The following is a 26,743-nucleotide window of genomic DNA, read 5'->3' on the forward strand; positions in this document are numbered from 1 at the left end:
TCGGGCGCGTAACGCGCCCGATTTCCCTCACTTATTTCCACAGACGAAAGCGTGGCTCGTCTTCCCCGGCCGGCGTTTCCTTGGTCAAACGCGCCGGATCGGCCACCTGATACCAGTCCAGCTTGCGCGTCAACAGCATAATGCCCGCCAGAATGGCGAACAGCAGCCCCGCCCCCAGCACCAACGCATTGTCCTCCGACTGCAACAGCAAATAGAGCACGCCGTACAACAGCAATAGGCTCGCGGCGAACAGCGCACCGCGCAGCTTGCCGCGCAGCACGGCGCTCAGATAGAAGCCGATCAGTCCGCTGCAGGCGATGCTGGCCGCCAGGTAAGCGGGAGCGAATCCCAGGTGTTCGGAGAAGGCCAGCAGAATCAGGTAGAACAACACCAGCGCCGCACCGACCAGCAGGTACTGAATCGGGTGCACCCGCAGCCCGGTCAGGGTTTCGAACAGGAAAAACGCCATAAACGTCAGCCCGATAAACAGTAGCGCGTATTTGACCGCACGCTCGGTCAGCTGATAGTGATCGACCGGTTCGACCAGGCTGGCGCTGAAGGCCGGCAGCTTGTCCTCGTCGATAATGCCATCGTCGTAATGGAACGCACTGTTAATGTTGTTGGCGAACCAGGTGCTGCGCCAGCGAGCGCTAAACCCTTGATCCGTCACCTTACGTTCGTCCGGCAGGAAGTTGCCGAGAAAATTCGGGTGCGGCCAGTTGCTTTGCAGTTGCAGCTCGCTGCTGCGTCCCAACGGCACCAGCGATAGGCTGCTGGTGCCCGCCAGCGTCAGGGTGAAGTCAGCGTTCAGCCCCTCTTTTTGTTGCAACGCCGCCAGCGTCAGCGGTGCGTGGTTCCCCTGGCGCAACGAACCCACGCCGGTGCCCGGCTCAAACGCCACCGGCTGCGGTGTTGCCAGCGGGGAAATGCGCTTGATGCCGCGAGAGTCGCTCAGCGCCACCAGCAGGAACGGCTGGCCGACGGCCACGTTGGCGCGCTGCAAATCCGTCAGCTCCGGCTGGCCGAAACGCACCTTGAAGTTCAGCGGCCCCTGATAAACCTGCGTCTGATAGATGCCCAGCTTGCGCACTTCCACCTTCGGCGCGCCCTGCACCTGAAGCGACTCCGGCAGCAAATAGCGGTAATGCTGCACCCGCTGCACCACCGTTTGCCCTTTCTCGTCTTTCTTCTCTTCGCGTTCGATATAGGGAATGACAATCAACGGGCCGAGCACGCGCTGCGCCCCGCTGGTGCTTTCGCTCACCTGCCCGACCACGCTTTGCCGATAGCCGCTGCGTTCGTCGATCACGCTCATCAGTTGGGCGATGGGGATCAACATCACCACCATCAATCCCAGCAACGTGGTTATTTTCCAGAAAAGTACCGATTTCATCATGCTCGCTCCTCGTAGGTAATGAGGCCACGATAAAACCCGCAGGTGAAATCAGAATGTGGTTATGTGAAGGGAAGGTGAAGTCACAGCGATAACATGAAAGTCGCTTCCACCCCGTGCGGCCGGCGGTTGCGCAGGCGAATGCCGCCATGATGCAGACGGGCGACCTCCTGCACGAAGTTCAGGCCCAGCCCGCTGCTTTTAGGCCGTTCGGCGCGCGGCAGCGAATAAAAACGCTCGAACACTTTATCGAGCGCATAGTCCGGAATGCCGCTGCCGTCGTCACAGACGCTGATGCAGTAATGCTGTTCCCGCCGTTCGCCTCGCACGCTGACGCAACCGCCCGGCGGGGTAAAGTCGATCGCGTTGTCCAGCAGGTTGGTCAGCGCCTGGCTGATCAGCAATGCATCGCCGTTCAGCGTCACCTCCGCCAACGCCTCCAGTTGCAATCTGACGCCGCGCTGCGTCGCCTGCGCCTCTTTGCCCGCCATCGTCTGGCCGATCAGCGCCGCGATCGCGATGGGCGCGGTCTCCATTTCTGGCCGGCTCTCCAGCCGCGCCTGCACCAGCAGTTTATCCACCAGTTGCTGGATGCGTGCGCTTTGCTGTTCGATATTGGTGAGAAAACGCCGGGCGGTCTCCGGCGGTGGCAGCTCCTGCAACAGTTCCGCCGCCCCCCGGATCGCCGCCAGCGGGCTTTTCAGCTCATGCGTCAGGGTATGTGCATACTGTTCGATATAAGCTTTGCCTTCCAGCTTCAGACGCATGCTCTCCAACGCCTGCGCCAGCTGCGTCAATTCCCGGCCGCCCACTTTGGGCAACGGCGCGTTTTCTCCCTGCGCCACCCCGTCGGCATAACGCACCAGACGGCCTATGGAACGGTTGATCCACCAGACGAACGCCGCCCCGATCAGCAGCGCGATCCCCAGCAGCAATGCGCCGGCCCACAAAATGCGCCGTTCGCTGCGTTTGATCACCGGCGCCATGGTGCTGTTGGGTTTGCCCACGGTAAGCACGCCGATAATGCGCCCTTGTTCTATCACCGGCGCGGCCACATACATCACCGAACTGTTTTCATCCTGCGGGTCGCTGCGGGTGCTGCGGGCGCCGTACTGGCCGCGCAGCGTCCGATAAACGTCATTCCAGCGCGAATAATCCTGCCCCTGCGCGCGGCCGGCGGAATCGAAGATGACCTTGCCTCGCGCATCGGTAAGATAGACGTGGTATTCGCTGCGATCCTTGCGGATGCCGGAGATATTGGCGCCGATCGGCCGCTGGTTCAGCTGCGTAAACGCCTGCGCCAGTTGGCCATGCGCCGCATCGCCGCGCTGCATGTCCTGACGGGCGATCTGCGCCAGCAGGTTGGCGGTGTCCACCAGTGTGCCTTCGGTAGCGCGCCGCACGCCGGGCTTCACTTCCTGGACGAAAATGCTCAGCACGAAGTACCCGGCCACCGCCACGATCAGAAAATATCCCAGCAGCAGGCGCAGGCCAATTTTCATGGCTGGCGGCTCACGCTGTAACCCAATCCGCGGTGGGTGTGGATCGGCGGCTCACCGGGATCCACCGCACGCAGTTTGGCGCGCAGGGTTTTGATGTGGGTATCGACGGTGCGATCCAGGCTTTCTTCCGCCTGCGCCCAAACGCTTTCCATCAGTTGCTGCCGCGAGAACACCCGTCCAGGCGCCAACAACAGCGTCTTCAGCAGCAGGTATTCGTAACGGGTCAGCGGCAGCGGCCGCTGATGGTAGGAGATGGTGGCCGCGTCTTCGTCGAGGGCGAAAGCGCCGAAATGGTAGCGCGCGCTCTGTTGCAGGCGCTGCTGCTTATGCAGGCGGCGCAAAATGGTGCGCACCCGGGCGCTGACCTCGCGAGGGGAGAACGGCTTGGCGACATAGTCGTCGGCGCCGATCTCCAGCCCGATCAGGCGATCCACTTCATCACTGCGGGCGGTAAGAAACAGAATCGGCAGGTCGGCCGCCTGAGCCAGCAGGCGGCGACACAATTCAAAGCCGTTGATATCCGGCAAACCGACATCGAGGATAGCGAGCGCTGGCGCGCCTTCTTGCGCCAGCGCCTGCAACGCCGGCTCCGCGCGTTCGAACCAGCGTACTTCGAAGCCTTCGCTCTCCAGCGTGTAAACCAGCGTATCGGCAATGCTGGGTTCATCCTCCACCAACCAGAGTACGGGTTTCATCAGGGTTCCTCGCCGTTACCCGCCGGCGGATGCAGCAACAGCTGCCGCAGGTGGCGCCACTCCTCTTTGCTCATGCAGTCGGAAGCCAGCCACAACCGGCGGCGCTTTTTGCCTTCCATCGGCTGCAGCGTCAACAGCATGCCGTAACCCGGCATCCACGGTTTTTTCGCCAGCCGCCACTCGCGGCCGTGCCAGCTGAAACGCCTGTCCGCCAGCAGCCGCAGCTCGCCCTGCACCGCGGCGATGCGCTTCTGGCTGCGAATGCACTGAAACACCACCAGCGTCAGCAGCACCAGCCAGAGCGGGCCAAAGCCCTCCGGCCAGGGCGAAATCAGGATCAGCAGGATCAGAACGCCGTGGGTCAACAGTGAAAACAGCTGGGTGCGCCAGGAAATGCGGATATCACATCGCCACTGGGCTACGGTCTTTATTTCGCGTTTGGATCAGGGTCACCATTCTCTGCAGCTCGCCGTCCTGCGGCGCGCCATGATTCATCAGCCAGTTGAACAAATCGGGATCGTCACACTCCAGCAGGCGGATAAACAGCGCCTTGTCCGCGTCATTCAGGCTGTCGTATTCGTATTCGAAGAACGGCATGATGGAGATGTCCAGCTCGCGCATGCCACGACGGCAAGCCCAGTGAATACGTGCTTTGTTGTTAATATCCATGTTGTTATGACTCACCTCTTTTCAGCGCGGCAGCGCCAGCGCAGGGTTCAAATGACACACTGTATGGCAACGCCGTCGCAATATAATTCCATCAGCCGGGGATCTGTCTGCAAGGGTGCCCTGGCCGCAAGCCTATAGAGTAACAATTTGACATACACGCCGGGAAGGCGCTTTGCTGCGGAAAACGCAATAAAGCGCAAAATGCCAAAAAAAGCGCACCCCGACGCCACGGCGCGAATAACAGTTTGCAAAGCCCGCCGCCTCTTTTACCATGGGCTCAATACCCTTCAGGTAAGCTAAACGTTGAGCAGGAACTTACTATGGCGCATAACATTCCATTCCCACCCCGTCAGCCCTCCGCTTCCACCCATCTGCCCCTGACGCTGATCTCGCTGGAAGATTGGGCGCTGGTGACGCTGAACGGGCCGGACACGGTGAAATATCTCCAGGGCCAGGTGACGGCGGACATCGACGCGCTGGCGGCCGATCAACACGTGCTGTGCGCCCACTGCGACGCCAAGGGCAAAATGTGGAGCAACCTGCGTCTGTTCCACCGAGGCGAAGGCTTCGCCTATCTGGAACGCCGCAGCGTGCTGGACAGCCAACTGGCGGAAATCAAAAAATACGCGGTGTTCTCCAAAGTCACTATCGCCGCCGATAATGACGCGGTATTGCTGGGCGTCGCCGGTTTCCAGGCGCGCGCCGCGCTGACGGGCCTGTTCGCCACGCTGCCGAGCGCCGAGCACCCGGTGGTGCAGGACGGCGAGACCACGATTCTGCACTTCGCTGCGCCGGCGGAACGTTTTCTGCTGGTGACCCGCCCCGCCGTAGCCGAACAGCTGATCGGCAAACTGCATGACCAGGCGGAACTGAATGACAGCAGCCAATGGCTGGCGCTGGAGATCGAAGCCGGTTATCCGGTTATCGACGCCGCCAACAGCGCGCAGCTGATCCCGCAGGCCACCAACCTGCAGGCGCTGGAAGGCATCAGCTTCAGCAAGGGTTGCTATACCGGTCAGGAGATGGTGGCGCGCGCCAAATTCCGCGGCGCCAACAAGCGTGCGCTCTACTGGCTGGAAGGTAAAGCGGCCCGCGCCCCGCAGGCGGCGGAGGATCTGGAGCTGCAGCTGGGGGAAAACTGGCGCCGCACCGGCACCGTACTGGCGTCGAGTCAGTTGGCCGACGGCACGCTGTGGGTGCAGGTGGTGATGAACAACGATCTGGATGCCGACAGCAAGCTGCGGGTGCGCGACGATGCCGCCAGCCAGTTGGCGATCAAACCGTTGCCCTACTCGCTGGCCGAAGAGAAATAATCCGTCGGCCGCAGGCCCCCTGCCTGCGGCCATCTTCGTTACTCGTCCAATTCCCCGTCGCGCTGCACCAGATAAATCAGCACCAGAATGATGGTGACGAAGAAGCGAAACGCATCCGGCACGCCGTTCCACTGCTTCGACATCCACATGCCAAACCACTCGCCCCCAATCGACATAAAGCCGACCTGCCAGGTGAGGAAGCCCAGCGTCAACCCCGCTACCGCCAGCTTTTTCCGGCCGTTAAAGGCGTGCGCAGGCAGTTTCAGGCCACACAGCAGGCGCAGGCCGCCAATCCAGCACAGCAGCGCGGTCAGGCCCTCCAGCGCAATGATGAAAATATAACCGGCGTGATGCAGCCACGGCGTCTGTATCGAGCGGTAGCCGATGGTGGCGTCGGGGAAAATCGTGTCCATCATAAAGACGTGGCGCACGAAGGCGAAGTTGGAACCGTAGTCGGTGATGTTGCCGAAGGCGACCAGCGAAGCGAACAAGGCGATAGCGCAGACCAGCAGCGCTTTGGATAAGCGAACGATCATCTTGGTGAGTCCTGAACAGAGGTTAAAGAAACGGTATGCGGGCTCAGAAATGAAGGAACGGGCTTGCTGGATACCCGAAAGAAGCAAGCGCCTCTTTTTTAAAACAAAAGAGGCGCCAGTTCAATACGCATTCAGATGTAGCGTGAACGCTTAGACGTACAGATAGATCGCCATGAAATGGCAGGCGCTGCCGCCGAGCACGAAGGCGTGCCAGATGGCGTGGCCAAAGCGAATGCGCTTGGAGGCGTAGAAAATCACGCCCAGGGTATAAACCACCCCGCCGATCGCCAGCAGCGTGACGCCGCCGGCCTCCAGCCGCGTAACCAACTGATAAATCACGATCAGCGACAGCCAGCCCATCGTCAGGTAGGTCACCAACGACAGGGCTTCAAAACGGTGGGCGAAGGCCAGTTTGAACAGCACGCCGAGCAGCGCCAATCCCCAGATTACCGCCATCAGGCCCTTCGCCAGCGGCGAATCCAGTCCCACGAGTAAAAATGGGGTGTAAGTGCCGGCAATCAGGAGATAAATGGCGCAGTGGTCAAATTTTTTCAGCCAATGCTTGGCCTTCTGATGCGGGATCGCATGGTAGAGCGTGGAAGCGAGAAACAGCAGGATCATGCTGCCGCCGTACAGGCTGTAACTGGTGATGGCCGTCGCATCGGCGCCGGTATTCACCGCCTGCACCAACAGCAATACCAGGCCGACGATGCCGAACACCAGCCCGATACCGTGACTGATGCTGTTGGCGATCTCTTCCGCCCACGGATAAGCCGCGGCGACCATCTTATTGCTTCCGGCTTTCACTACGTCCGTTTTCCCCATAACGCGCAACCCCTCAAAATGCCCTGCTTTGTGCGAAATTAACGCAAAGCAGCTTAACTGAGAATAATTCCAGTGTACACGTGTACGCTAAAATAAAAATGTGAACGCGTGTAACCATCGAAATCCCCCGCCCGCTGGTCTACAATCGTCAGGCTTCAACCCACCCATCTTGAGGTTTACACCATGTCATCCGCTGTACCCGCGTTAGATTTCGGTTCAATGACCCAGACCATCCAGTTCCTGATGGAAATCGATAAGTTGAAAGGCGTACAACGCCGCACCAAGGTACTGGGCACCCAGCGCCAGGAAAACTCCGCCGAACACAGCTGGCACTTCGCCATCGCCGCCATGAGCCTGGCGCCCTACGCCGGTGAGGACGTAGACATTCAGCGCGTGATCCAGATGGCGCTGCTGCATGACATCGTGGAAATCGACGCCGGCGACGTGCTGGTCTACGATCTGGCGGCTCGCGCGGCGATCCACGATCAGGAAGTGGCGGCGGCGCGCCGTCTGTTCGGCATGTTGCCGGAGGCTCAGCGCGAGTATTTCACCGCTTTATGGCAGGAGTATGAAGATGGCGAAAGCGCCGATGCGCGCTTCGCCTTGCTGCTGGATCGCACCATGCCGATGCTGATGAATCTGCACAACGAAGGCCAGAGCTGGGTGGAAAACGGCATCAGCCTGGAGCAGGTGCTGGCGCGCAATGCGTCTATCGCCGACGTACACCCCGAACTGTGGCACCATATGGAGCAACATCTGCGGGACGCGCAGCGCAAAGGCTGGTTGAAGTAAGGGAACCGGGCTGCCGCCTCTTGGCCGCAGCCCGTCTTTGTCACGCGAACGCCTGCTGGCGTTCCAACGCTTCCTCATAGCTCGGCATCGACCCCGCCGCCCCGGCGCGTTCCACGCAGACCGCCGCGTAGGCGGCGGCGAAGCGCACCGCATCGGCTAACGGCACCTGATTCGCCAACTGCGCCGCCAGGGCGCCGTTAAACGCATCCCCCGCGCCGGTGGTGTCTTTCGGCTGCGCCGGAAACGCCGGGATCAGCTCACTGTGTTCCCCATCCGAGAACAACGCCCCCTGCGTGCCCAAGGTCACGATCAGCAAACGAATGCCCTTGGCGTGCAGCACCTGCGCCGCCTGGCGCGCCGAAGCCACATCCCGCACCGGCACGCCGGTCAGCAATGTGCATTCGGTGGCGTTGGGCGTCAGCAGATCGACCTGCGCCAACAGGCTGTCCGGCACCGGTTGAAACGGCGCCGGGTTGAGAATGATGAACGTCCGCGCCTCGCGGGCGATGGCGATCACTTGTTCGATCGCCGGCAGGTTGTTCTCCAGTTGGGTCAACAGAATATCCGCCGCGGCGATCGCCGGGCGGCACTGGCGCACCTCGTCCTCGCTGACCGTCAGGTTGGCGCCGGGATCGACGGCGATCATGTTCTCCGCATCCTCGCCGGCAACGTAGATAAGCGCATTGCCGGTCGGGCAATCGCCGGTCGAGAACAGCGTCACCGCATCGAAACCGGCCGCGGCGAGATGGCGCCGGGCGAAGGTGCCGAAGTCGTCGCGCCCCACCTTGCCGATATAATGTACCCGCGCCCCGGCGCGCAGGGCGGCGGTGGCCTGGTTGGCGCCCTTGCCGCCCGCGCCCATCATGCTGTTACGGGCGATCAGCGATTCGCCGGGCTGCGGAAACCGCGCCATGCCGGCGACGATATCCAGGTTGAACGAACCGAACACGCAGACTTTGCCTTTCATTGCTGGTACTCCCTGCTTAATTGGAAGTGGCGCCGTGCGGCCAGACAGGCGCCTTTGCTGCCGGTTTCATCGGTCAGGCGGCTGATGGAGATCGCCAGCCCCTGTGCCGGCTGCGGCCCGCGCAGATGACGGCGGATCTCTTGCTCCAGCCGCGCCAACGGAAAACCGCGCATGGCGATCACGCCGCCGCCCAGGATCAGCCGTTGGGGGTCGATCACGTTCATTTCGATGGCGATGGTCTGCGCCAATCGTTCGACGAAACGCTGCAAATCCGGATGATCGCCGTGGCGCTCGAACAGCCGGTCGAACGGCGTTTGCGCCGCGTTGGCGCGCGCCCAGCCGGTCAGCCAATGGCCGGAGGTCAAACTCTCGACGCAGCCCCGTTTGCCGCACGGGCACTCGCCCAGATGGCCCGGCCAGGGAATGTGCCCCAACTCGCCGGCGGCGCCGTGCGCCCCGTGGTAAAAGTCGCCGTTAAGCCACAGGCTGTTGCCCATGCCGGTGCCCAGATACAGCCCCACCGCCACCTGCGGCAGCGCCGGCAACTGCTGCAAATCCCACCACAGCAGATGGTTGACATCCTTGTCCATTCGCACCGGCAGCGCCAGCAAATCGGCCAACAGCGCCGCCACCGGCTGGGCATCCAGCGCCGGAATGAACGGCAGCGACAGCACCCGCGAGCGATCGCGGCTGAGGATCCCCGGCAACCCAAGCATCACCTGCGCCACCTGACGATCCTGGCTATGCCCGGCGATCAGGCGGCCCAACGCCGCCAGCGGATCGGCCTGCCGCGACCAGTCGGCGGTCGCTATCTTGCGGTAAGCGCTAAACTCGCCGTCATCATCCATCAACAGCAGGCGGGTATTGGTGCCGCCAACGTCAACGCCAAGAAAATGCCGCATCATATCCCCCGCCTCAGGCCGCCTGCCGCATCTGATCCAGCATTTTTTCCCATGCTGCCTCCAGATCCGGATCGAGGTTGAACAACCCAGAGCTGCCGACGATCAACACCTCCGCGCCGGCGCCCATCAGATCGCGGTAGGTGCGCTGATTGCAGGATCCGTCGATCTCGATCAGATAGCGTAGATTTTGTTGGCTTTTCAGATCGCGCAACTGGCGGATCTTGTCCAGCATTTCGGGAATGAACGGCTGCCCGGCATAGCCGGGATCGACGGTCATCACCGTGACCTTGTCCAGCAGGTGAAGGTAGTGGCGAATAAACTCCACCGGCGTGGCCGGGTTCAGCACCACCCCCACTTTTTTGCCCAGCGCGCGGATTTGATTGATCACCCGAAACGCGTCGCGGTTGATGGTTTCGGCGTGCGGGCAGATAAAGTCCGCGCCGGCGCGGGCGATCGGGTCGATGAAATCGGTCGGGTTCTCCACCATCAGATGCACATCCAGCAACAACGAGGTGTGCGGGCGGATCTGTTCGATAAAGAACGGCGACAGCGTGATGTTTTTAACGTAGTGCCCGTCCATGATGTCGATATGCAGCATATCGGCGCGGCGATTCAGCACCGCCAATTGCTGGCGGATATCCATCAGGTTCATGCACATCAATGAAGGTGAAATCTGGTATTTCATTAGCGTTATCCTGCGCAAAAGGGAAAAGGGATCAGTGGCCCGCCGCGGTTCTGGCCTGGGCCGCGCTGCGGCGCATCGCCCGCCGCTGCCGATAGCGATGCCGGAAAAACTTCATCGCCAGCACCGCAATCAGCACCGCGCCCCACATCGCCAGACTGAAATGCGGGCTGACGTTCATCAGGTTCAAACCGGTCGCGATCACCTGCAGCACGATCAGCGCCAACACCACGCCGCTGACCCGGCCAAAACCGCCGAACGGATCGGTGCCGCCCAGAATGATCGCCAGCACCGTGAGCAGCAGGTAGGAGTCGCCGTAGCCCATGCGCGCCGAGTTGAAGCGCGCCATCATCACCAGCCCGGCAATGACGCACAGCAGGCTGGAGAGGGTGTAAATAGCGATCAGCACCCGATGGGTATTCACGCCGCTGAAGTGGGTGGCGTTGATGTTGCTGCCGCTCATGTAGATGCATTTGCCGAGCCGGGTTTTCTGCAAGAACAGCGCCAGCAAGGCGGCGACCGCCAGGAAGATCCACAGCGGTACCGGCACGCCCAGCACGCGCTCAGCGCCGATAAACCGCACGATCTCCGGCATGCCGCTCAGGGCCGCGCCGCGCGTCAGGTAGATGCCGATGCCGTTGACCGTGGTCATGGTGGCCAGCGTCACCAGAATCGGATGCGCGCCGACGTACGCCACCAGTGCGCCGGTCGCCGCGCCGATAAGCCCGGCCAGCAGCATCGCCGCCGCCAGCGCCAACGCCAGCCACAGCGCCTGCAAGCCCAGCCCGGCGTCCGCCGGCAGATAGCTGATGAACAGCCAGGCCATCAGCAGGCTGGTCAGGTTGGCGCTGGCGATAATGCACAGGTTCAGGCCGCCGCTGAGGATCGGAATGAACATCGCCAGCGTCAGCAGGCCCAGCTCCGGCAGCTGGAAGGCCACGCTGGTGAAGGTGGCGCCGCTTAAGAAGCGCCCCGGCATCAGCAGGCTAAAGGCCAGCACCACCGCCAGCAGCAATGCCAGCAGACCGACGGCGACCCCGTCCGGACGAAATTTCAGGTTGTTGCCCATCAGGCACTCCTCAGGCGAAACCAACGTCGGTTTCTTTGCGTTTCTTGTAGTGAGTGACGGTGATCGCCGCGACGATCACCAGACCGATCACCACGTTCATGAAGTAGCTGGACACGCCGATCAGGTTGAGGCCGTTTTTCAGCACGCCGATCAGGAAGACGCCCATCAGCGTGCCGACCACGCTGCCCTTGCCGCCATTCAGGCTGGCGCCGCCCAGCACCGCCGCCGCCAGCACGTCGAGCTCCCCGCCCACCAGCGCGTTGGGCACCACTTCCCCCATGCGATACACCTGCACCAGGCCGCCGATCGCCGCCATCGCGCCCAGATAGCCATAGGCGAACAGATGCAGCAGGCCAACGCGGATGCCGATGCGCCGCGCCGACTCCGCATCACCGCCCACGGCAAACAGCTGGCGCCCGAGGTGCGTTTTGTTCAGCAGCAGCCAGGTCAACAGCGCCACCGCCAGCATCACCAGCGTCGGCAAACCGAGCTGATAGCTCTGTTCACCCAGTTGGAACGGCAGCACGCTGCGCGGCAACGTCCACCAGTCCGGCAATGCGTACAGGCTGCGGCCGTTGGTCAACCACATCAGCATGCCGAACAACAACGCCTGCATGCTGATGGTGACAATGATCGAGACGATACGCAGGCAGTAGATCAGCAGCGCGTTGACCATGCCGAGCGCGGCGCCGAACGCCAACGCCAGCAAAATGCTGCCCGCCGGGTTGGCCAGGCCGTAGTGCGTCGCCAGCGTGGCGATCAGGTACTGCACCACCGAGGCGACCGCGGCGAAGGAGATATCGATGCCGCCGGTCACCAGCACCACAAACAGGCCGAGGGCGAATATGCCGCTCACCGCGTAGCTTTCGCTGAGATCGAGCAGGTTTTGCACCGTCAAAAAACGATCGCTAAGCAGTGAAAAGACGATGACCGTCAGCAGCAGTACCCAGGCCAGATAGCCTTCGTTGCCGCGCGGTTTCAAACTGAATCTACGCATTGACCGCCTCCGCCAGCTGTTGCTGGCTCACCTGCCCCGGCAGGTATTCGCCGATCACGCTGCCGCCGCTGAAGTGCAGCACCCGATCGCAGTTGTAATACACCTCCGGCACCTCGTCGGAGATCAGCAAAATGGCGATCCCCTCCTGCGCCAGCAGATGGATCAGTTGGTAGATGCTGGCCTTGGCGCCGACGTCGACGCCGACGGTCGGCGAATCGAGGATCAGGATCCGCGGCTGGGTCAGCACCCACTTGGCCAGCACGATCTTTTGCTGATTGCCGCCGGACAGCGTCGAAACCGCCTGATCCGGATCCGCCACCCGCACGCCGAGCTTGGCGATCCACTCCGCGACGATGCGATTCTTGCGGTAGTCGTCGATCAGGCGAAAGCGCCCGCGCAGCTTATCGAGAATGGTCAGCACCGCGTTATCCGCCACCGACTGTTGCTGCACCAGCCCCAGCGTCAGGCGATCCTCCGAGACGTAGCCGATGCCGGCCTTGATCGCGTCCTCATGGCCGCGAAAGCGCACCGGTTTGCTGTCGAGGTAGAGTTTGCCGCTGTCCGGCCGGGTCATGCCGAACAGGCTCAGCGCCAGCTCGGTGCGCCCGGAGCCGAGCAACCCGCACAGCCCGAGCACCTCCCCCTGATGCAGCCGGAAGCTCACATCCTGATACTGCCCGGCGCGGCTGAGACGATCCGCCTCCAGCATCACCCGATCCTTATTCATGCTCGGTGACTTCAGGCGATAATCCAGCTTCAAGCCGGTCATCAGCTCGGTCAGACGATCGCCGGTGATCTCCGCCGCCGGCCAGGTGCCGACTTTGTTACCGTCGCGGATCACCGTGACGCGATCCGAGATCTCCAGCACTTCGTCCAGCCGGTGGCTGACGAACACCACGCAGATGCCCTGCGCTTTCAGATAGTCCACCGTACGCAGCAGCTGGTTGACTTCGGTGCGGGTCAGCGAGGCTGTCGGTTCATCCATGATCACCAGCCGCGCTTCCGCCACCAGCGCGCGGCAGATCGCCACCTGCTGGCGCTGGGCGATCGGCAACTCCGCCACCCGTTTGTCGAGATCCAGATTAAAACTCAGCGCCTGCAGCAGGCGCTCGGCGGCGCGCCGCAGCCTGGCCGGGCGGTGCCACCCCAACAGCCCGCGCAGGTTGTGCTCAAAGGCGATGTTTTCCGCCACCGTCAGGTTGGGAAACAGCGACAGATCCTGATAGATCACCTGAATGCCGAAGGCGCGCGCCTGATCCGGCGACAGCCGGCCGAAGGTTTGCCCATCAAGAGTAATGCGGCTGCCATCATCCGGTTGATACACGCCGGCGATCGCCTTGATCAGCGTGCTCTTGCCGCAGCCATTGGTGCCGGCCAGGCAGTGCACCTCCCCCGGCATCAGCGCCAATGAAATATCGTTCAGCGCGCGCTGCCCGCCAAAGGTCATCGACAGCTGTTGCAGTTCGATAAGCGGCGCGCCCTGCATTGCCGTATTGCCGGAAATCGCCATGATTACAGCCCCATCTTCACCAGCTTCGGCAAGTTTTGCTTATCCAGGCTTTCGGTGACGTTGCCGAGAATGGTGTGCTGCTGCGCATCCACCTGCACCTTGCCCATGCCTTCGATGGTCATGCCATCGGTGATTTTTTCGCCCTTGTGCATCATGTCGGCGATGCGCACGAACACTTCGCCCGCCACCATCGGATTCCAGATATAACCGCCCTTGATGGCGCCGCGATTGACCAGCGAAGCGCCCTGCCCCGGGCTGAACGGCCCGATGACGCAGATATCGTTGCTTTTGCCGCGGTTGAGCACCGCACGCCCGGCGCCGATCGGCCCCTGCGAACCGAACGCCAGCACGCCTTTCAGATCGGGATACTTGGCCATCAGATCGTTGGTGGTGCGTACGCTGTCATCCAGCGATTCCCCCACGCCGAACTTGTCGCCCACCAGCTGCATGTTCGGGTAGTGCTGCTTCTGGTAGTTGATGGCCGAGTCCGACCAGGTGATGTGCAGCGGCACCGTCAGGCTGCCGACGTATACCGCGTACTTGCCCTGCTCTTTCATGCAGGCGGCCAGCGCTTTCATGTGGTTGACCCCGTGCTGCGAGGCGTCCACCAGCTCAAAATCCCAGTCGGCGTACTTCTGGCCGGGGGATTCGTGCACGATCACCTTGATGCCCGCTTCCTGCGCGCGCTTGAGCACCGGCTCCAGCACCCGGGCGTCGTTCGGCACCACGCCGATGATGTCCACCTTCTGCGCGATCAGATCCTCGATGGCGCGCACCTGCAGCGCCGGATCCGCCGCCGTCGGCCCGACCATCCAGGCGTCGATACCGCGTTTGGCGCTCTCGCTTTTGATGCCGGCCTCCATGGCGTTGAACCAGGGAATGCCGCCGATCTTCACCACCACGCCCATTTTCAGCTTGTCCGCCGCCTGCGCGGAGACCGACAGCAGCAGCGAGGCAAACAGACCGACCAGTACGGATTTTTTCATTGTTCTCTCTCCACAAGTGTTGGCTGTAATAAAGGGTTTTCGTTGTTGTTATCGCGCCGCCCTTTTCGCGGCGGGTGAAACTTCAATCACGTCGACGTTGTTCCAGGCCAGTTCCTGACGAAATTCGTCGTCGCCAAGCCTGTCGGTGATTAAGGTATCTATCTCCCGGTAGTGGCAGATACGCGCGAACGAGCGGCGGCCGAACTTGTTGCTGTCCACCAGCAGGAACTTGCGCTCCGAGGCCAGCAGCATCTGTTGCTTCAACCGCGCATGGTGCTCGTTGCTCTCGCGGATGCCGCCGTCCTGGCAAATGCCGTGGCAGGAGAAGAACAGCTTGTTGATCACGAACTCTTTCAGCATCTGCTCCGCCAGCACGCCGATAAAATCCTCGTACTTGGCGGAATACTCGCCCCCCAGGCCGATGGTGCGCACGTTGGCCTTGCAGGCCAGCGTCTGGATGATGTGCAGCGAGTTGGTCAGCACCACCAGCGAGATATCCGGCAGCTGGCGCGCCAAAAACCAGCTGGTAGAGCTGCTGTCCAACAGCAGGCAATCCCCCGGCGCGATAAACTCCAGCGCGCGTTTGGCGATGCGCGTCTTCTGCTCCGGCGCCTCGTTGCTGCGCTGGCGGAAAGATTCCCCCTGGTCTATCTCGGCGGGCACATAGGTTTTCTCCGCCGCCGGCGGCTCGACGAACACCGCGCCGCCGTGGCTGCGCAGCAGCAGGCCGCGCCGTTCAAGCAGGGCCAGATCACGCCGCGCCGTCTCGATAGAGATGTGGCACAGCTGCGCCACCTCCTGCACCATCACGCGGCCGCGCTGGCTCAAGACTTCGGTGATAAAGCGATGACGTTCTACAGGCAGCATGTTTCTTTTCTCCTCCACGACGATGATTACGATATCGATTTGCCGCGCCGCGTTTTGCGCGCAGACGCAAAGCGCATCGCCCCGCGATCGGGCAACGATCGCGCTGTGATAGTTGTCAAAAAAATCGGGAAGGAAATGAAATGAATAATTACGAAAGTGTGGAGTAACAGACAGTTATGATGCGCGACCGCCTGAGGCAGACTGGCGAGAAACGGTAAACGGTCACAATTCCACGTTCCGCAGCATGACCGTTAATGACCGTTTGTGTGGTTTTGACCGAACGCCGGGCCCAAAGTAGCCCGGCGTTCTATTTACAGCGGCTTATGCGCCGTTTCCCGCGCCGCCCATACCGCCCAAAGCGTGATAAGCAGAGCCAACGCGACATAGGCGGAAATCGCCAGCGTGCTGTCGTAAGATTTAAACAAAGAAGTGATGATCAGCGGGGCAAAGCCGCCACCGATAATCCCCGCCAAGGTATAGGCTAACGAAGATCCGGCATAACGCACCCGTGTCGGGAACTGTTCCGTGATGAATGCCGCCTGTGGCCCATACATCGCCGCATGGATCAACAGCCCAATCACCACAGCCATGCAGATCAACACCGGTTGACTGCTGTCGAGCAGGACAAAGAACGCAAACGCCCACACTATCGCCGCCAATGCACCGCCGATATACACCGGACGACGGCCGAAGCGATCCGACAACGCGCCGAACAGCGGTACTGCGACGGCGTTGCCTATCGCCCCCAGCATGGTGGCACCCAGCGCCAGAGGGCGCGGCAGATTCAGCACGGTGGTGACGTAGGTCAACGTGAACACGACCACCAACGCATAGAGCACGTCAGAGCCGATTCGCGATCCGCCGGCGATCAGCAGTGGACGCATGTGCTGCGTGAAGACTTCGCGGATCGGCGACTGCGTAACATCTTTCGACGCCTCCAGTTGTAAAAATGCCGGCGTCTCACCCACCCCCCGGCGCAGCCACAAACCGAAGATGACCAGCACCAGACTCAGCAGGAACGGGATCCGCCAGCCCCATTGCTGGAAATCGTCCGCCGACATCGCCAACGTCACCAACGTAATGAGGCCTGTGCCGATCAGCGAACCGCAGGACGGCCCTACCTGAGCAAAGGACGCGTTGCGCCCGCGCTGATGCGGCTTGCCGTGTTCCATCGACAACAGTACCGCACCCGCCCATTCTCCGCCCAGCGCAATGCCCTGAATAAAGCGCAGCGTCACCAGCAGCAGCGGGCTCCAAATCCCCCAGCTGGCGTAGCCGGGCAGCAATCCCATCAGCGCCGTGGTCACGCCCATGATCACCAGCGTGGTGACCAGTACAAAGCGCCGTCCCAACACATCGCCAAGGTGACCGAATACGATGCCACCGATCGGCCGGGAAACATAACCCACCGCATAAGTGGAGAAAGCCAGAATCGTGCCCACCAGCGGATCGAACGATGGGAAGAATACATGGTTGAAAATCAACGCGGCCATGATGTTGTAGACGGTGAAATCGTACCATTCCAGCGCCGTGCCGATCGAGCTGGCCGCCGCCAGTTTGCCGGTATTGGGCGGTGCGGCGGTGCTTTCTGCGGCCGGTGCGGCAGCCTGTGCCGTTTCAGTGGTGTATGCATTCATGATGTCAGCTCCTGTGCGGTCAGTTGCCAGCCAAGGGCATAATGCCAGGCATCGGCGGCGGGCATGTTCAGCGCTTCAGCGGCCTGCTCGCTTAAACGCAGGCCGGCTTCGGCGTCGCTGCTTTCGATCAATAGCATCGGCAACATTCGGCGGTTTTCTCGCGATTCTTTCGGCAGCGGGGAACTGAGTTCGGCATCCGGCGTCAACAGGCTGCTGCGCACGAATCCGGGCTGTTCAGCCAGCTGCGCACCCAATTGCAAGACGCGGGCATGCAGCGCTTCCGATGCCGCCGACGGCAGCACAAAGATACAGAGATGACTGCCGCACCCTTGGCCAGTGACCGCCTCCACCGCACACACTCTGCGCATTGGATCACGCATTTTCTCCAGGCTCGCCACCGACCATGGCGTTTGGTGTTGAAACGCGGCGCGATAGGCTTCGGAGGTAAAACTGGCCAATGATTCGGTTTTATACAACCCCAAATATTGACGCCCCCCCTGCAATGCCCGATAGCGGGTGCCGGATAAAAAACCGGGCACCCGCACTCGCTCCTCCACATGTTCGCGGTCATACCAGCGATTGAAATCCGCATCATCCTGCGTGGCGACATCCGTCGCGACAAACAGCATTCCGTTCTGGGAATCGTTCATGGATATTCTCCTGGTCATCTCAAAAGGCAGGCCTGCGCCCACCGGAAAATCACGCGTCGGCGAGGCAGCGTTCGATCGCCAGCGCCCACCCCAACAACGCCTCATCACGCATCGGCAACCCAGCCAGCATCAGTCCGACCGGCGCCTCTCCTGGCTGTTGGCAAGGCAAGGACAACGCGCAACCGTCGAGGAAATTGATGATCGCGGGATTGCGCAGCATCAGTCCGTTGCAACGGAAGTAGGCATCATCCGCCGCCAGCTCGCCGATAGTTGGCGCAATCATCGGCACGGTCGGCATCAGCAAAGCGTCAAAACTCTGCAGCTCCGCCGTAACTCGCCGCTGCCAGCCGGCGCGTTGTCGCTGCAACAGCTGCAGCTCGGCGTCGCCCAAGGATGCGCCGCGGCGAATGCGCGACAGCACCCTTGGGTCATAACCATCGCCCCGTTCAGCGATCAACGCTTGATGCCAGCGCCAGGACTCCAGCGCGGTGAAACCGCCATCGGCATTGATCGCCGCCAGCTCGGCGAACGCCGTGGCGGGGATAAATTCAATACGTGCGCCTGCCTGACTCAGGCATTGCAGGCTGCGCTGGAACGCCCCGGCGACTTCCGGCTGCAGTTCATCCAGCACCACCGCTTGCGGCACGGCAAAATGCGCCTGCGCCAACGTTTTTTGCGGCACCCGCAGCGGACAGTCGGCAATCAGTGCATCCAGCGCAATACAGCTGGCGACGTCATGAGCGATCACGCCGATCGAATCCAGCGAAGGCGACAGCGGCAGTAAGCCGGCGTCATTGATGCGCCGTGCAGTGGGTTTATAACCGGTCAACCCGCACAGCGCGGCGGGAATGCGTACCGACCCGCCGGTATCGCTGCCAATCGCGCCCAGGCACATGCCGTCGGCCACCGCCACCGCCGCACCGGAAGAGGAGCCGCCGGGAATGCGCGCCGCCTGGCGCTCCCAAGGATTGGCCGGCGTCCCGTAATGCGGATTGATGCCCAGACCGGAATAGGCGAACTCCGTCATCGTCGTTTTGCCAACCACCACCGCGCCGGCTTGCAACAGCCGTTCCACTACCGCAGCGTGTTTTTCAGCGGCTGGCGCGTCAGCTAATACGCGCGAACCGGCCGTGGTCACCTCACCGGCCACGTCAAACAGGTCCTTGACCGAGATCGGCACGCCATCCAGCGCCGACAGAGGCGAGCCGGCGGTGCGTCGCCGATCGGAGGCCTGCGCTTGCCGTTGCGCCCACTCGGTGTAGGTTCGCGTAAATGCGCGCCCCCCCTCTCCCCGCTCATCGACGATCTGCGCCAAAGCGGCGGTGGTGAGTTGCACTGCGGTGAGCTCACCGCTAGCCAGCCCGGCGGTGGCCTGCATCAAAGTCAGCTTTTTCATTACGCCACCACCGGCAGTTCGATGCTGCGGTAGCGATGACTGATGGTTCGCCCGAGCACGTCGTCCACCAGTTCCATGCGAAACTCGCCAGCCGGCCGAATACCGCCGATCGCCGCCACCGTGCCGCAAGTCATCGCCAACCCGTCGGGCGTTTGCGGCTGCGCCAGCCCGCACTCCGGCGGCTGCATACCGGTGAAGTAACGTTCCAGCAAATCACCGGGCGTACGCAACGCGGCAAGGCAGCCCTGTTGATACAATCGCCATTCGCCCTCTTCTCTGATCCACGAACGCAAGATCAAACTGTCCCAATGTTCCAACACCTCCTGCAGCGGCCAGGCGGCTCGCGCCACCGGTTTAACGCAAATCTGTTTCGACAGCGCCACGCTGTGCGCTTCGAGTTGACGATCGGTGTGATCGGACGCCAATGACACGAACAGTTCGCCGCGGTGGGCAAAAACCAGCGGCTCCACTTCGCCGGACGTCGCGTTGCCAATGACTTCAATGGTCTCTTGCTGGCTCAACTGATTGGCGGCAACGCGGTAAAACAGGGGGATTGCACTGGGCTGGGGCACGCCCAGCTCGGCCAATTCACGAATATGGTGCAAGATCGCCTCGCGATCGCGTCCGGTCCAACCGGCGATCACCAGATGATCAATCTCAACATTCAACGTCGCCGCGCCGCAGGATTCAGGTAAAGTAAAGGTCAGTCTCATGGCAGTTTCGCCCCTTTTGTTAAAACACTGTGAAATTTCACTATATCTTTAGTTACCAAATAAGCGATTTCCATGCCATGTTTTTGTGTACTATGTCTAAAAACTTTCTTCTTGCAGGAGCAAAACGTGAAGACTGTTGACGCAGAAAGCCCGCAGCGCCCGATGACGGAAGAAGCCGGCGTGTCACTGAACGAGCTGGCCTACCGGCGTTTCAAACAGGCGCTGGTCACACTCAGCTACAAGCCGGGCGAATATCTCAATACCGCGCAGGTGATGAACGACCTGGATATGGGCAGAACGCCGATCAATCAGGCAATCCACCGCTTGGCCAACGAGGGGTTATTGCAGGTCATCCCGCGCAAAGGCGTGATGGTTTCACCGTTGTCGATGGACGATGCGTTGGAATTGATCGAAGTAAGGCTGGCTAACGAGATGCTGTGTATGCGGCTGGCGAGCCAGAAGATTACCGAGAGGCAGATAGCGACGCTGACCGAACTCAATCGGCAAATCGAAGCCGCGAGCCAGGAGCGAGATAGGGTGCGCATGATGACACTCGACCATGAATTTCACCAGGAACTGGCGCAGATCGCCGGCAATAACATGCTGGCGGATATCCTGAGTGTACTGCATGCCAGGGCGCAGCGCTTTTGGGCCAGCACCCTGTCGCGGGAAGGGCATATGCGCGAAGTGATCGACGAACACCGGGCAATTATCGCCGCGCTGGCCGCACAAGACAGCGCCGCCGCCGCCGAGGCCGCGCAGGCGCATATCCTGTCATTCCGCACTGCGCTGCTGCACGACGGGTAACCCCGCGGCGCAGGATATTACCGGGAATAGTTATGATGACCCTGTTCTGCCGATGAGCAGGAGATAAACGGTAAACGGTCACATTTCACGCTCCGCGGAATGACCGTTTTTATAGTTTTGATCGAGCTCCATCGAGAGGTGGCCGACGTTGGCAGGTGTTGCCTTAAAAAACTGCAAAAAAAATCCGGTGAGAATCTCACCGGATCGTTAGCCGCCTGACACACATTATTCCTCGTGCTCATGCTCTTTCAACATCGCCTCACGCAACACGGCGTTCAGGCGTTTCTGATAGCCTTTGCCTGGCCGCTGAAGCCAGGCCAACACATCCGCATCGATTCGGATGGTTTTTGATACTTTCATCGGCTTATAAAAACGCCCCTGAACCGCAGTCTGCCACGTTTCTTCCCCCAGCGCCGGCGCATCGGCATAATCGATGCCCTCGTCCGGCAACGCACTCAGTGAAGCAATTTGCGCTTTCTGCTCCTCCGTCAACGGCGGGAGTACGCTATGGGCCAGATTTTTGGCGGAATTTTTGCGCTTCATATCTTCCCCTCTCTTTGCCATCGGCCTTGCGTGCTGAAATGATACGCACGATCTCTACTGTATCGCCTTCGACATCCGTTTCGATCGTCGTATGTGCCACCAGCAACAGCAAACAGGATCCGACCATACCGATCGTTTGCCAACGTTCTTCTCCATCCTCGATCCTTTCCAGCACAGCCAAATGGTTGGGATCCAGAAAAACCCGTTGCGCTATCTCAAAACTGACACGGTGTTTGCGCTGGTTACTGTGATTTTTATCCTGATTCCATTCAAAATAAACATACATTTTTGTAACTACATTTTGGTTGTTATTTAATCAAAATACATCACCTCCGAAGGGATGTCAAAATTCTCCGGATGCGTTCAACGTCCGCCTGCGGCCTCGATAAAGGTGCCGGTCACGTAAGACGCGGCGTCGGACAGCAGCCAGGCGATCGCCTCCGCCACTTCTTGCGGCTGGCCGCCGCGCTGCATCGGCAAACTGCCCTTCACGCGATCCACCCGGCCGGGTTCGCCGCCGCTGGCGTGTATCTCGGTATAGATAAGCCCAGGCCGCACGCCGTTGACGCGGATGCCCTGCGCCGCCACCTCCAGCGATAGCCCGATGGTCAACGAATCGACGGCGCCTTTCGAGGCGGCATAATCCACGTACTCCCCCGGCGCGCCTAAACGAGAAGCGGCGGAAGACACATTGACGATAGCGCCGCCCTGCCCGCCATGACGCTGCGCCATGCGTTTCACCGCCTCGCGGCAACACAGGAAGTAACCGGTGACGTTAGTGCCGAGCACCTGATTGATGCGCTCGGCGGTCAACTGTTCAATGTTCGCCTGCCGGAACAGAATGCCGGCGTTGTTGACCAGCGCGCTGAGCGTGCCCAGCCCGGCATCCAGCGCCCTGAACATCGCCATCACCTGCGCTTCATCGGCCACGTCGGCCTGCAGCGCTAGCGCCTTGCCGCCCTGCGCCTCGATCTCCGCCACCACCTGGCGCGCCGCATTTTCGTCACGCAGGTAATTCACGCCCACCGCATAGCCCTGCCGGGCCAGCAGCAGAGCGGTCGCGCGGCCAATCCCCCGGCTTGCGCCGGTTACCAATGCCACTTTCGTCATACTGTTTTTTCTCTGGTTAACGATATCAACACAGCGGCCTGCCCGCAGGCGCCCCGTATGCCCGTCAGAGTATAGAGCGGCGTCCTAAAAACCGCTTCAAAGCTGAGCCAGGCGGCGCAGCTGCTTTTTAATGCGCGACTTGGCGCAGCCGTAAGCATCCGTCGCCGCCGCCTGATGCACCCGCTGCAAAGCGGAAGCATGATGGCCGCCGTGGCTATGGCTCTGCGCATCACCGCGAAAAGACAACAGCAACAGAACGAGCAGCATCGCCACGCTTGAATACATCAGCCGCCGCGAGGCGCCCGCGTTCGGGAAACCTTCAGTCTGCATGTTTCGCTCCCCCAGCCATGATTTCGAATGGCAGCAAAATAACTGAAATTCTTCCGTGCTCCCTTAACGCGAGATTAAAGCCAGATTAAGGTTTGCTTAAGAACGCGCAGGCCGAGCAGGTTTCCCCGTTGTCTTCCCGTCAGCGTTATAGTTAGATAAGCGCGACTCAAGGATCTCAGCGGAAATAACGTGAACATACTGTTGGTGGAAGACGACCTGCAATTAGGCAAGGCGCTGTGCCGCGCATTGGAGCTGGCTGGCTTTAATTTGTGCTGGGTGCGCCTGATCGCCGACGCGGAAAATAAACTTTCATCCGGCGGATTCGATCTGATGCTGCTGGATCTCACGCTGCCGGACGGCGACGGTTTGCAGAAGCTGATCGCCTGGCGCGCCGCCGGGCAAAATATCCCGATCATCATCCTGACCGCCCGCGACCGCATTGAAAGCCTGGTGAACAGCCTGGACTCCGGCGCGGACGACTTTCTGGCCAAACCCTTTGCGCTGCCCGAACTCATCTCGCGCGTCAAGGCGGTCAACCGGCGCATGGCGGGCTTCGCGTCACAAACCTGGAGCCTCGGCGCGCTGTATCTCGATCCGGTCAACCATCAGGTCATGCTGGATAACGAATTGCTGATGCTGTCGAAAAAAGAGTATCACCTGCTGCACGAACTGATGCGTTGCGCCGGCACCGTGGTGCGCAAAGCGGTGTTGGAACAGCGGCTGTTCGGCCACGGCGACAGCGTGGAAAGCAACTCGCTGGAAGTGCACATGCATAATTTACGGCGCAAGATCGGTAAAGAAAGAGTGATTACCGTACGCGGCATTGGCTATTTGCTGAAGAAAGAGTAGCGGAATGATCGGTTTCAAATCCTTCTTTATGCGCACCATTATTTTCCAGGTGCTGGCCATTTTATTATTGTGGGGGCTCCTCGTCGCCTGGGTGAAATATTGGTATTACCCCGACATGGAGAAATATTTCGATAACCAGCAACGCATCGTCGCTGCAGGCATCGCCAATATTCTCGACGAAACAGGCACTGACAATATCGATTACCGCGGCATCATCAAGACTATTGAAGGCATGTACATTGATTCCATCAATAACGGCATGCAGGATGAAATCGACTATCACCCGCTGTTTGTGGTTTACGATCGAGACAAGCGGGTGCTTTACAGTTCGCAAACGCAGGGAGAGCCGCTGCGCCTGCCGCCTTCGGTGCTGTCCGGTTCCGTCAATTACGCCGGCGCCAACTGGCATCTCGCCGGCAGCTGGAGCGAAAAGCGCCAGTACCGGGTGATCGTCGGCGAATCGTTCAACGATCGCACCACGCTGTTCGGCAATCCGGCGGAGAGCACCGCCGTACCACTGCTGGGCATTCTGGCGGCCATCATCGTCACCTTGCTGTTTACCGCCTATTTCAGCCTGCGGCCGCTGCGCCAGATCGCCCGCACCATCTCCGATCGCCAGCCTGGCAACCTGTCGCCGATCAACGTCAGCGAGCAGTATCAGGAAATCCGGCCGGTGGTGATGGAGGTCAACAAACTGATGGCGCGCATCGACGCCGCCAATCAGCGCGAGAAACGGTTTATGGCCGACGCCGCGCACGAACTGCGCACGCCGATCGCCGCCGTGCTGGCGCAGCTGCATTTGCTGACCCAGGTCACCGAGCAGCAGGAGCGCCGGGAGATCATCGGCGACATGCAGCAAGGGCTGGATCGCGCAGCGTCGCTGTCACGCCAGCTGATCAACCTGGCCAAGCTGGAGGCGGAAGATTTTCCGCTGAAGATTGAGGCGGTGGACATCTACGCCGAAATTGGCAAATGCATCGCGCAGCACGTTCCCTATGCATTGGAAAAGGATGTGGAACTGTCGCTCGACGGCAGCGAGGAGGTGGTGGTGAGCACCGATCGCCGTGCGCTGATCGCCATCTTCACCAATCTGCTGGACAATGCGCTCAAATACGCGCCGCCCGGCAGCCGCATCGAAGCCAATATCCGCTCGCTGGCGCCGCTCGGCTGCTATATTACGTTGCGCGACAACGGCCCAGGAGTAAGCGAAGAACACCGTTCCCGCCTGTTTGAGCGCTTTTACCGCGTGCCCGGCACGCAGCAAACCGGCAGCGGGCTCGGATTGGCCATCGCCCGCAACCTGGCCGACAAAATCGGCGCGCAGCTGCGCGTCACCGAAGGCCTCGACGATCGCGGCATCGGCTTCATCATCGATTTGCCGGAAAGTTACCGGCCACAGACTGAGAGTGAACAACGACCATGATTGCCCCTGTTCTGCTGCAACGGCAGCAACTCGACCGGCTATGGGATATCGACCGCAGCGAAATTATCGACACTCTGTATCGCCTGCAGGACGGCAAGTTGCACCCCTACCCGGACTACTACGATGTGCGCGGCTGGGATCCGCACGATCGGGAAACCTATACGCCGATCCACGAAGCGTGCTTCGATCGCGGCGGGGCGTTCTTCGCGCTGTTCGAAGGCGAGGAGATCGCGGCGGCGGCGGCGCTGGACACCGAACCGCGCGGCCCACAGCGGGATCTGCGCCAGCTGCTGTTCTTTTACGTCAGCGCGCACAAACGCGGCCAGGGGTTAGGCAGGCAGCTGTTCCAGCTCTGCCTGCGTCAGGCGGCGCAAGAAGGCGCCGCCGGGCTGTATGTCTCCTCCATCCCCAATAAAAGCACCGTAGACTTCTATCTGGCGCAAGGGTGCCGACTCATCGAACAGCCGGATACGGAATTGTTCGCCCGTGAGCCGGAGGATATTCATCTGGTCTGCCCTTGCCGCTAACGGCCGGGGCTTAACGGGCGATGCGTATCACCGAACGCACGTCACTTTTCTTGTTCAGATCCCACACCTCGGCGATCTCCGCCAACGCGTGTTCCTGCGTCTCGATAGTGAGCGCTCCGGTCGCCGCCAGCGCCAGAATCTCGATCGCGTAGCGCTGCATTTCCGGGATCGGTGGGAAGTTGCCGGTGCCGCTGCCGAGGATCTGCAGCTGATTACTGCGCAACACCGCCGCCGGCAGCCGGATGTCCGGCGCGGCCATCGAACCGACGTTGACCAAGCGAATGCCGCGTCCGCCGGCGTAAGACGAGAGATCGTGATTATTGAGGGTCGCGAGCAGCGCTTCGGTCGCCGGCCCCCAGATGTAATCGACGATCACCTGATAACCGCCCGGCCCCGCCGCCGCCGCGAAGGCCTGCGTCAGCGCCTCGCCCTGCAGGCTCAGATCCACCGTGGCATCCACGCCCAACGCTTCCAGCACGCTCAGCCGACGGCCGGCGGCAACGATACGCCCTGCTCCTGCCTGACGCGCCGCGGCAACCGCCAGCTTGCCTGAGGTGCCGGTGGCGCCGATGATCAGCACCGTTTCACCGGACTGCAGATCCGCCCGCCAACGCAGCGGCAGCCAGGCGGCGAAGGCCGGATTGATCAGCGCTGCCGCCGTGGCGTCGTCCACCGCCTCCGGCACCGGCACCGTCCATGAAGCGACGCTGCGCTCAGCCATCGCACCGTAAGGGCGGCGGAAGGAGGCAAAGTACACCCGTTTTCCGTCCGCCGTACGGCCCACGCCGTCGGTGCCGGGCACAATCGGCAATTGCTTCGGGCTGGAATAGTGGGTGCCGGCGACGGTGGCGCGATCCAACTGTTTGATGCCGGCCGCCAGAACGTCGATCGGCACTTCATTCACCTGCGCCTGGGGCTCCTCAAAGGTGCCGAAAACCGGGGCTTGCCCCAGCGCTGTTACGATTGCCGCTTGCATGGTGACTCCTCAAATCGTGGGAACGTACAGGAAAGAATAGGCCGCTATAAAATAAAAAGGGACACCGCATGATGCGG

The 26,743-nt window shown here is 61.1% G+C and carries 30 protein-coding genes; 6 read left to right on the forward strand and 24 right to left on the reverse strand.

Features of this window, described 5'->3' with window-relative positions; genetic code table 11:
• Window positions 1-31 precede the first annotated feature (31 nt).
• The 5 genes from creD to sdhE form a co-directional block, all read right to left on the reverse strand.
• A complete protein-coding gene (gene creD, locus IT763_RS18980; protein ID WP_206194927.1) occupies window positions 32-1,396 on the reverse strand; it encodes a cell envelope integrity protein CreD in 1,365 nt (454 codons plus the stop codon).
• 80 nt (window positions 1,397-1,476) lie between these two features.
• A complete protein-coding gene (gene creC / locus IT763_RS18985; RefSeq protein ID WP_016929974.1) occupies window positions 1,477-2,895 on the reverse strand; it encodes a two-component system sensor histidine kinase CreC in 1,419 nt (472 codons plus the stop codon).
• Entirely contained in the window at window positions 2,892-3,590 is a 699-nt protein-coding gene (gene creB / locus IT763_RS18990) for a two-component system response regulator CreB (protein ID WP_016929975.1), read from the reverse strand. Before creB ends, creC begins: the two co-directional genes overlap by 4 nt.
• Window positions 3,590-4,021 (reverse strand): protein YgfX, encoded by a 432-nt coding sequence (locus tag IT763_RS18995; protein WP_206195465.1) that lies wholly within the window; start codon window positions 4,019-4,021, stop codon window positions 3,590-3,592. The genes creB and IT763_RS18995 overlap by 1 nt, the downstream gene beginning before the upstream one ends.
• Window positions 3,993-4,259, reverse strand: coding sequence for an FAD assembly factor SdhE (gene sdhE, locus IT763_RS19000; RefSeq protein WP_206194928.1), 267 nt, complete (start codon window positions 4,257-4,259; stop codon window positions 3,993-3,995). Before sdhE ends, IT763_RS18995 begins: the two co-directional genes overlap by 29 nt.
• Before the next feature lie 320 nt (window positions 4,260-4,579).
• Between sdhE and ygfZ the strand changes: the two genes are divergently transcribed.
• A complete protein-coding gene (gene ygfZ / locus IT763_RS19005) occupies window positions 4,580-5,572 on the forward strand; it encodes a tRNA-modifying protein YgfZ (RefSeq protein WP_049300372.1) in 993 nt (330 codons plus the stop codon).
• A 38-nt stretch (window positions 5,573-5,610) separates the two neighbouring features.
• Here the strand turns inward: ygfZ and IT763_RS19010 are convergent, their stop codons facing one another.
• Window positions 5,611-6,108, reverse strand: a complete 498-nt coding sequence (locus IT763_RS19010; RefSeq protein ID WP_143778659.1) for a DUF2165 family protein — start codon at window positions 6,106-6,108, stop codon at window positions 5,611-5,613.
• Window positions 6,109-6,258: 150 nt separating this feature from the next.
• Window positions 6,259-6,933 carry a hemolysin III family protein gene (locus IT763_RS19015; protein WP_028127690.1) on the reverse strand — a complete coding sequence of 225 codons (675 nt, stop codon included), beginning with the start codon at window positions 6,931-6,933 and terminating at the stop codon, window positions 6,259-6,261.
• A gap of 183 nt (window positions 6,934-7,116) precedes the next feature.
• Between IT763_RS19015 and IT763_RS19020 the strand changes: the two genes are divergently transcribed.
• Window positions 7,117-7,725: an HD family hydrolase gene (locus IT763_RS19020; protein ID WP_206194929.1), complete on the forward strand. Its 609-nt coding sequence runs from the start codon at window positions 7,117-7,119 to the stop codon at window positions 7,723-7,725.
• Window positions 7,726-7,765: 40 nt separating this feature from the next.
• Here IT763_RS19020 and rbsK read toward each other — a convergent pair whose 3' ends face one another.
• The 12 genes from rbsK to IT763_RS19080 all read right to left on the reverse strand — a co-directional run bounded on the left by rbsK (window position 7,766) and on the right by IT763_RS19080 (window position 20,101).
• Window positions 7,766-8,692, reverse strand: a complete 927-nt coding sequence (gene rbsK, locus IT763_RS19025; protein WP_033639466.1) for a ribokinase — start codon at window positions 8,690-8,692, stop codon at window positions 7,766-7,768.
• Entirely contained in the window at window positions 8,689-9,597 is a 909-nt protein-coding gene (alsK, locus tag IT763_RS19030; protein WP_206194930.1) for an allose kinase, read from the reverse strand. Before alsK ends, rbsK begins: the two co-directional genes overlap by 4 nt.
• 10 nt (window positions 9,598-9,607) lie before the next feature.
• Entirely contained in the window at window positions 9,608-10,279 is a 672-nt protein-coding gene (gene alsE / locus IT763_RS19035; RefSeq protein ID WP_016929984.1) for a D-allulose 6-phosphate 3-epimerase, read from the reverse strand.
• 31 nt (window positions 10,280-10,310) lie between these two features.
• Window positions 10,311-11,345 (reverse strand): ABC transporter permease, encoded by a 1,035-nt coding sequence (locus tag IT763_RS19040; protein WP_016929985.1) that lies wholly within the window; start codon window positions 11,343-11,345, stop codon window positions 10,311-10,313.
• A gap of 10 nt (window positions 11,346-11,355) precedes the next feature.
• Complete coding sequence (locus tag IT763_RS19045) at window positions 11,356-12,342, reverse strand: ABC transporter permease (RefSeq protein WP_016929986.1); 987 nt, start codon at window positions 12,340-12,342, stop codon at window positions 11,356-11,358.
• Entirely contained in the window at window positions 12,335-13,852 is a 1,518-nt protein-coding gene (locus tag IT763_RS19050; RefSeq protein WP_028127692.1) for a sugar ABC transporter ATP-binding protein, read from the reverse strand. Before IT763_RS19050 ends, IT763_RS19045 begins: the two co-directional genes overlap by 8 nt.
• 2 nt (window positions 13,853-13,854) lie before the next feature.
• Window positions 13,855-14,838, reverse strand: coding sequence for a substrate-binding domain-containing protein (locus IT763_RS19055; RefSeq protein ID WP_049300366.1), 984 nt, complete (start codon window positions 14,836-14,838; stop codon window positions 13,855-13,857).
• A gap of 48 nt (window positions 14,839-14,886) precedes the next feature.
• Complete coding sequence (locus tag IT763_RS19060; protein ID WP_016929989.1) at window positions 14,887-15,705, reverse strand: DeoR/GlpR family DNA-binding transcription regulator; 819 nt, start codon at window positions 15,703-15,705, stop codon at window positions 14,887-14,889.
• A 311-nt stretch (window positions 15,706-16,016) separates the two neighbouring features.
• Window positions 16,017-17,342 (reverse strand): MFS transporter, encoded by a 1,326-nt coding sequence (locus tag IT763_RS19065; RefSeq protein WP_049300365.1) that lies wholly within the window; start codon window positions 17,340-17,342, stop codon window positions 16,017-16,019.
• Window positions 17,339-17,992, reverse strand: coding sequence for a DUF4286 family protein (locus IT763_RS19070; protein ID WP_016929991.1), 654 nt, complete (start codon window positions 17,990-17,992; stop codon window positions 17,339-17,341). Before IT763_RS19070 ends, IT763_RS19065 begins: the two co-directional genes overlap by 4 nt.
• A 49-nt stretch (window positions 17,993-18,041) precedes the next feature.
• Window positions 18,042-19,388, reverse strand: coding sequence for an amidase (locus IT763_RS19075; protein WP_206194931.1), 1,347 nt, complete (start codon window positions 19,386-19,388; stop codon window positions 18,042-18,044).
• Window positions 19,388-20,101, reverse strand: coding sequence for a DUF2848 domain-containing protein (locus IT763_RS19080; protein WP_206194932.1), 714 nt, complete (start codon window positions 20,099-20,101; stop codon window positions 19,388-19,390). Before IT763_RS19080 ends, IT763_RS19075 begins: the two co-directional genes overlap by 1 nt.
• A gap of 162 nt (window positions 20,102-20,263) precedes the next feature.
• Here IT763_RS19080 and IT763_RS19085 point away from each other — a divergent pair, with 162 nt between their 5' ends.
• Window positions 20,264-20,908 (forward strand): GntR family transcriptional regulator, encoded by a 645-nt coding sequence (locus IT763_RS19085; protein ID WP_169540627.1) that lies wholly within the window; start codon window positions 20,264-20,266, stop codon window positions 20,906-20,908.
• Window positions 20,909-21,133: 225 nt separating this feature from the next.
• Here IT763_RS19085 and IT763_RS19090 read toward each other — a convergent pair whose 3' ends face one another.
• The 4 genes from IT763_RS19090 to IT763_RS19105 all read right to left on the reverse strand — a co-directional run bounded on the left by IT763_RS19090 (window position 21,134) and on the right by IT763_RS19105 (window position 22,891).
• The gene (locus IT763_RS19090; RefSeq protein ID WP_016929995.1) at window positions 21,134-21,451 is read right to left on the reverse strand and encodes a BrnA antitoxin family protein; all 318 of its coding nucleotides are present in this window, start codon (window positions 21,449-21,451) and stop codon (window positions 21,134-21,136) included.
• Window positions 21,414-21,737 carry a BrnT family toxin gene (locus IT763_RS19095; RefSeq protein ID WP_116404143.1) on the reverse strand — a complete coding sequence of 108 codons (324 nt, stop codon included), beginning with the start codon at window positions 21,735-21,737 and terminating at the stop codon, window positions 21,414-21,416. Before IT763_RS19095 ends, IT763_RS19090 begins: the two co-directional genes overlap by 38 nt.
• 77 nt (window positions 21,738-21,814) lie before the next feature.
• Window positions 21,815-22,561: an SDR family oxidoreductase gene (locus IT763_RS19100; protein WP_048797029.1), complete on the reverse strand. Its 747-nt coding sequence runs from the start codon at window positions 22,559-22,561 to the stop codon at window positions 21,815-21,817.
• A 96-nt stretch (window positions 22,562-22,657) separates the two neighbouring features.
• Window positions 22,658-22,891, reverse strand: coding sequence for a hypothetical protein (locus IT763_RS19105; RefSeq protein WP_016929998.1), 234 nt, complete (start codon window positions 22,889-22,891; stop codon window positions 22,658-22,660).
• A gap of 189 nt (window positions 22,892-23,080) precedes the next feature.
• Between IT763_RS19105 and IT763_RS19110 the strand changes: the two genes are divergently transcribed.
• Genes IT763_RS19110 through IT763_RS19120 form a run of 3 tightly spaced genes read left to right on the forward strand, consistent with a single transcriptional unit; the run spans window position 23,081 to window position 25,690 of the window.
• Window positions 23,081-23,740 (forward strand): response regulator, encoded by a 660-nt coding sequence (locus IT763_RS19110; protein WP_016929999.1) that lies wholly within the window; start codon window positions 23,081-23,083, stop codon window positions 23,738-23,740.
• Between the two features lie 4 nt (window positions 23,741-23,744).
• On the forward strand, window positions 23,745-25,163 hold the full coding sequence (locus tag IT763_RS19115; protein WP_206194933.1) for an ATP-binding protein: 1,419 nt from the start codon (window positions 23,745-23,747) through the stop codon (window positions 25,161-25,163).
• Complete coding sequence (locus tag IT763_RS19120) at window positions 25,163-25,690, forward strand: GNAT family N-acetyltransferase (RefSeq protein ID WP_049300399.1); 528 nt, start codon at window positions 25,163-25,165, stop codon at window positions 25,688-25,690. The genes IT763_RS19115 and IT763_RS19120 overlap by 1 nt, the downstream gene beginning before the upstream one ends.
• Window positions 25,691-25,700: 10 nt before the next feature.
• On the opposite strand, the gene IT763_RS19125 is transcribed toward IT763_RS19120, so the two are convergent.
• Window positions 25,701-26,666: a zinc-binding alcohol dehydrogenase family protein gene (locus IT763_RS19125; protein ID WP_206194934.1), complete on the reverse strand. Its 966-nt coding sequence runs from the start codon at window positions 26,664-26,666 to the stop codon at window positions 25,701-25,703.
• Between the last annotated feature and the right edge of the window lie 77 nt (window positions 26,667-26,743).

This window comes from Serratia sp. CMO1, assembly GCF_015689115.1.
Taxonomy (GTDB): Bacteria; Pseudomonadota; Gammaproteobacteria; order Enterobacterales; family Enterobacteriaceae; genus Serratia; species Serratia marcescens.

Excerpts from the sequence above, each read along its gene's own strand:
- IT763_RS19060 (WP_016929989.1), bottom strand. The coding sequence starts at position 15,705 with ATGCTGCCTGTAGAACGTCATCGCTTTATCACCGAAGTCTTGAGCCAG.
- IT763_RS19105 (WP_016929998.1), bottom strand. The coding sequence starts at position 22,891 with ATGCAGACTGAAGGTTTCCCGAACGCGGGCGCCTCGCGGCGGCTGATG.
- IT763_RS19045 (WP_016929986.1), bottom strand. The coding sequence starts at position 12,342 with ATGCGTAGATTCAGTTTGAAACCGCGCGGCAACGAAGGCTATCTGGCC.
- IT763_RS19075 (WP_206194931.1), bottom strand. The coding sequence starts at position 19,388 with ATGAAAAAGCTGACTTTGATGCAGGCCACCGCCGGGCTGGCTAGCGGT.
- IT763_RS19070 (WP_016929991.1), bottom strand. The coding sequence starts at position 17,992 with ATGAACGATTCCCAGAACGGAATGCTGTTTGTCGCGACGGATGTCGCC.
- IT763_RS19100 (WP_048797029.1), bottom strand. The coding sequence starts at position 22,561 with ATGACGAAAGTGGCATTGGTAACCGGCGCAAGCCGGGGGATTGGCCGC.
- IT763_RS19010 (WP_143778659.1), bottom strand. The coding sequence starts at position 6,108 with ATGATCGTTCGCTTATCCAAAGCGCTGCTGGTCTGCGCTATCGCCTTG.
- IT763_RS19115 (WP_206194933.1), top strand. The coding sequence starts at position 23,745 with ATGATCGGTTTCAAATCCTTCTTTATGCGCACCATTATTTTCCAGGTG.
- IT763_RS19090 (WP_016929995.1), bottom strand. The coding sequence starts at position 21,451 with ATGAAGCGCAAAAATTCCGCCAAAAATCTGGCCCATAGCGTACTCCCG.
- rbsK (WP_033639466.1), bottom strand. The coding sequence starts at position 8,692 with ATGAAAGGCAAAGTCTGCGTGTTCGGTTCGTTCAACCTGGATATCGTC.
- IT763_RS19065 (WP_049300365.1), bottom strand. The coding sequence starts at position 17,342 with ATGAATGCATACACCACTGAAACGGCACAGGCTGCCGCACCGGCCGCA.
- IT763_RS19125 (WP_206194934.1), bottom strand. The coding sequence starts at position 26,666 with ATGCAAGCGGCAATCGTAACAGCGCTGGGGCAAGCCCCGGTTTTCGGC.
- IT763_RS19095 (WP_116404143.1), bottom strand. The coding sequence starts at position 21,737 with ATGTATGTTTATTTTGAATGGAATCAGGATAAAAATCACAGTAACCAG.
- IT763_RS19015 (WP_028127690.1), bottom strand. The coding sequence starts at position 6,933 with ATGGGGAAAACGGACGTAGTGAAAGCCGGAAGCAATAAGATGGTCGCC.
- creC (WP_016929974.1), bottom strand. The coding sequence starts at position 2,895 with ATGAAAATTGGCCTGCGCCTGCTGCTGGGATATTTTCTGATCGTGGCG.
- IT763_RS19080 (WP_206194932.1), bottom strand. The coding sequence starts at position 20,101 with ATGAGACTGACCTTTACTTTACCTGAATCCTGCGGCGCGGCGACGTTG.
- IT763_RS19055 (WP_049300366.1), bottom strand. The coding sequence starts at position 14,838 with ATGAAAAAATCCGTACTGGTCGGTCTGTTTGCCTCGCTGCTGCTGTCG.
- creD (WP_206194927.1), bottom strand. The coding sequence starts at position 1,396 with ATGATGAAATCGGTACTTTTCTGGAAAATAACCACGTTGCTGGGATTG.
- ygfZ (WP_049300372.1), top strand. The coding sequence starts at position 4,580 with ATGGCGCATAACATTCCATTCCCACCCCGTCAGCCCTCCGCTTCCACC.
- alsK (WP_206194930.1), bottom strand. The coding sequence starts at position 9,597 with ATGATGCGGCATTTTCTTGGCGTTGACGTTGGCGGCACCAATACCCGC.
- IT763_RS19040 (WP_016929985.1), bottom strand. The coding sequence starts at position 11,345 with ATGGGCAACAACCTGAAATTTCGTCCGGACGGGGTCGCCGTCGGTCTG.
- IT763_RS19020 (WP_206194929.1), top strand. The coding sequence starts at position 7,117 with ATGTCATCCGCTGTACCCGCGTTAGATTTCGGTTCAATGACCCAGACC.
- sdhE (WP_206194928.1), bottom strand. The coding sequence starts at position 4,259 with ATGGATATTAACAACAAAGCACGTATTCACTGGGCTTGCCGTCGTGGC.
- IT763_RS19085 (WP_169540627.1), top strand. The coding sequence starts at position 20,264 with ATGACGGAAGAAGCCGGCGTGTCACTGAACGAGCTGGCCTACCGGCGT.
- creB (WP_016929975.1), bottom strand. The coding sequence starts at position 3,590 with ATGAAACCCGTACTCTGGTTGGTGGAGGATGAACCCAGCATTGCCGAT.
- IT763_RS19050 (WP_028127692.1), bottom strand. The coding sequence starts at position 13,852 with ATGGCGATTTCCGGCAATACGGCAATGCAGGGCGCGCCGCTTATCGAA.
- alsE (WP_016929984.1), bottom strand. The coding sequence starts at position 10,279 with ATGAAATACCAGATTTCACCTTCATTGATGTGCATGAACCTGATGGAT.